Origin of the sequence: Vibrio sp. 10N.261.52.A1 (assembly GCF_002876325.1) — a bacterium.
Classification (GTDB): Bacteria; Pseudomonadota; Gammaproteobacteria; order Enterobacterales; family Vibrionaceae; genus Vibrio; species Vibrio chagasii.
Genome location: NZ_MCYD01000943.1, coordinates 1 through 3,995, shown reverse-complemented (window position 1 = coordinate 3,995; position 3,995 = coordinate 1). Strand labels below are relative to the sequence as shown.

The 3,995-nt window shown below is 38.5% G+C and carries 4 protein-coding genes; all 4 read left to right on the top strand.

Annotated elements, in window-relative coordinates; translation table 11 throughout:
- On the top strand, positions 1-1,095 hold a 1,095-nt coding region (locus BCT81_RS20475; protein WP_102425637.1), incomplete at its 5' end, for a Shedu immune nuclease family protein.
- A gap of 136 nt (positions 1,096-1,231) precedes the next feature.
- A complete protein-coding gene (locus BCT81_RS20465) occupies positions 1,232-2,152 on the top strand; it encodes a trypsin-like peptidase domain-containing protein (protein WP_102425635.1) in 921 nt (306 codons plus the stop codon).
- A gap of 152 nt (positions 2,153-2,304) precedes the next feature.
- Positions 2,305-3,321 (top strand): hypothetical protein, encoded by a 1,017-nt coding sequence (locus tag BCT81_RS20455; RefSeq protein WP_102425633.1) that lies wholly within the window; start codon positions 2,305-2,307, stop codon positions 3,319-3,321.
- Positions 3,322-3,441: 120 nt separating this feature from the next.
- A partial coding sequence (locus tag BCT81_RS20450; RefSeq protein WP_102425632.1) for an abortive infection system antitoxin AbiGi family protein occupies positions 3,442-3,995 on the top strand: 554 nt, incomplete at its 3' end.

The following is a 3,995-nucleotide window of genomic DNA, read 5'->3' as shown; positions in this document are numbered from 1 at the left end:
TTTTCTGATCCAGCAGTGAAAGTTCGGATAGCCTCCAAGGTAATAGATTCAAAAGATAGCTTTGCTTTTGCTAAAGTCAAAGATGAAGTAGTCCTTAGGCATAAAGAGAACGCAAAAACTTGCATAAAAGCGAAGTTTCTAGAAACTAACAATGGGATATTTGTTCTCAATATTCAGGGATATACAGTTGCTTCTGAAAAACCTCATAATGCCAGTTTTTCCTTTATTGGCGATGAAATAGGTAAATTGACGGAATTCATTTCTAACATTCAGTCCATAAACTTGCAGAGTTATTCATCTGTAAATATTACGGATGAAGAACTTCGTAAAATTGCGCTTTCAAACAATCAAGCGAAAACACTTTTTCATGACAATCAAGAGTTGTTTGCAGAAGTTGTACGATCTGAAGTGACCAAACAAGATCTAGTAGCTGTGGGGTATCGCAAGAAACAACTTGAGGTCTTCGACAAATTATTATCATCTGCGGAATATTTTGATGGTATTAAACAATCAAAATCTTGGTCAAATGAAGCTCTCTGGCAGAAGTATTTTGAAAAGAATCCATGGATTTTCGGGTATGGGTTGGGCTATCTATTCTTATCTTCTTTAGACGACAAAAAGTTGGAACAAGTTGTTCAGGGCTACAGTGTGGGCTCTAGTGGTAAAAGAGTTGATGCGTTAATGAAAACAAAAGGAATCATATCCAATCTTTGCTTCGTTGAGATTAAGACTCACAAAACCGGACTTCTCGATAATACACCTTATCGGTCTTCATGTTGGGCTCCTTCCCGTGAGTTGGCTGGGGCTGTTGCACAAGTTCAGGGAACTGTTGCATCTGCAGTCGAGACATTATCCAATAAAGTAGCTTTGACAGATGTACATGGGAATCCCACGGGTGAGGAAGCTTTTAATTTTCAACCGAAATCCTATTTAGTTGTAGGTAATCTTGATGAGTTTGTTGGTGATCATGGGGTAAACAAAGACAAACTGCGATCATTTGAACTGTATAGAAAAAACATAACCAACCCTGAAATAATTACATTTGATGAGCTTTACGAGAGGGCTAGGTTTATCGTTAACCACAATGACAGCTAACAATCTGTTTAAGAGTGATTCACAACGCGTGGCATTTTTACTATGCGTTGAGTTTTGTGTTTAAGGTGGTATGCGGTGGCTTTGGTATTGCGTTCCTCAGCTTAACAGGGCGTTATAAAACTTAGCAGGGAATTAAATGAATAGTAGTTTTAAAAATCCAATTGAAGAGTTAATTCATTCTACTGTTAGAATTGAATGCGATTTAGGAAATGGTGCGACTTCTACGGGGTCCGGCTATTTTTACTTATTTTTTGATGATGAGGATAAGAAAGTACCAGTTATTGTTACTAATAAACATGTTGTTCAAGGAGCGGTAAAAGCAAGTATAAATCTGACTAAGTCTGATGTTGGAAGACCTAAACTTGGAGAGTTTAGTACGTTTGTGATTGATGATTTTGAAAATCAATGCATTTTTCACAGTGAGAGCAACGTAGATCTAGCGATATTCCCAATTGCTCCTTTGCTCTCCCAGGCGGAGGCTTCGGGAGATGAGTTTTACTATGTACCTTTAGGTAAGAGTGCCATTGCAACAACTGAATTGCTTTCGACCTTATCCTCAATGGAAGATATTGTGATGATTGGTTACCCAAATGGGATTTGGGACGCAATACACAATTTACCCATCATTCGTCGTGGAATTACAGCAACTCACCCCAAGCTGGATTATAACGGTAAACCAGAATTTGTTATTGATGCAGCTTGTTTCCCTGGCTCTAGTGGCTCTCCAGTTTTCCTAGCTAATCTTGGGTCTTTTGTTGATGCGAGTGGGGCACTTTGTGCGGGAAATCGTGTTGCGTTTTTAGGCACGCTATATGCTGGTCCTGTTCAGAAAGCTACAGGTGAAGTTGAGGTAGTTGAAGTTCCAACAGATACAAAAGCCATATCTAAAACTGATCTCATGCTGAATCTTGGGTACGTCATACATGCCTCAAAATTGCTGGACTTTGAAGAGAAAATCAGAGATTTAATAACTCCTAAAGCCTTTGTATCAAGGAACTCACCATGCCCATGTGGAAGTGGGGCAAAATTCAGAGCGTGCTGTGGAAAAGTTGTATAACAAACAGTTTAAGAATGATTCGCAACACATGGCATTTTTACCATGCGTTGGTTAAAGTGATTAAGGTGGTATGCGGGGGCTCCGGTATTGCGAGCCTCACACCTTAACAAGGCGTTAAATTTTTTAGTGTTACCATTAATTAAGAGGTAATAATGAGTATTTTAGAAGAAGCAAGAGAATCATTCGAACGGATGCAAAGTTTTGATGCGCAAACTCTTGCAAGGTCTAGTGAATTAGGGCAACACTTCGATTTTTCAAAAGCTGTTGAGCCTGCTGCTAAAGTTATTCGGTTATATAGGCAGTTGTCGTTGTCAGCTTTAGATGACTTTCCTGATTCAATGCTTAACCAATTAAAAAGTCAATCTGATGCAGATTATAGCCGCTTTGAGCAAGCATTAAATTTTCAACCAAATAATATCGATAATCCAAGTGGTAATAGAGATTCAATTATTTCTAAAATTGAAGCTGCTTATGATGGAGCTTTTAATCGTCTATACCCTTTTATTTCCTATGGTGTAAGTAAGTCTGTAGATTTCCAGCGAATGGAAAATGATGCGCGAGCAATGCTACAGTCGGTAAAAGATAACGCAGGTAAAATAACAGAAGATTTAGCCCTTCATCAGGAACAAGCTCAGGATGTGTTGGCAGATGTTCGCAAGGTTGCTGCCGAACAGGGTGTGTCACAACAGGCAATATATTTTAAAGATGAAGCTGAAGCTCACGAGACAGCAGCAGAATATTGGAAAACAAAAACAATTCATGCAGCTATAGCTTTGGGAATCTACGCGTTTTGTACGCTATTTATCCATAAACTTGCTTGGTTTAAACCAGAAGATAATTTACAAGCAGTACAGCTGATTACTAGTAAAGTATTAATATTTGGTGTTATTGCATATTTGTTGTTTTTAGCAGCAAAGAATTTCCTATCGCATAAACACAATGCGATTGTGAATAAGCATAGACAGAATGCTCTTATGACTTACAAGGCACTTACTGATGCTGCTGCATCAGAAGAGGCCAAAGATATTGTGCTGAATCACGCGGCATCGTGCATTTTCTCCCCTCAAGATACCGGTTATATCAAAAATGAAAGTGGTTCATCTCAGCAATCAGCAGGTCGTTCAATTATTGAGTTACTACCAAAAACATCGATGAAACTCGACGGATAAAATTTAACAAAGAAATCAAGGTGATGCGTTTGACCCGGCGGTTTTGGTATGGAGTTTAGTGTGCTTTGTTGGTTCAGTGGGGCACACCTTATTGCAGGCATTAGGTAAATCGGAGGAAAAATGAGACCCGGTACAGTATCAAAAATATTATGGCATTTTACGGGTGGTCCTCAGTGGGACTCAGAGTTAAATAAGCAACTAACAGAATTGAAGCCAGCTATGAATGGCTATGAAGCTATGAAATCCATTTTGTCTAGTGGTGAGCTTAGAACTGGAAATTATCATGAAATAGTGAAAGTGATTGTTCCTGAAAAACGTAAGTACAATTATGAAACTAAGTCTTTTGAAATGCTTCAAAATGTACCTGTGACAGTTAAGTCAAATCCTGTTTGTTGTGTGGCGGATATACCACTTCAACATCTCGCTTATCATGCACAAAGGTATGGTAAAATAGCAATAGGCTTCAAAAGAGAATCAATTATCAAAGCAGGCTTTAATCCTGTTATGTACACGTTGGAAAATTCTGCATTGCTAAACTCTATTTATACTGGCTACGACGCAATAGATGAGGTTGACCCATCATGTATTGCGAGTGAAATAGAGTCACTTTCAGGAGAAGTTGAACAGAAACTAGAAGAGCATAATATTGATGATTATGTCGACTTTTCTAGTCC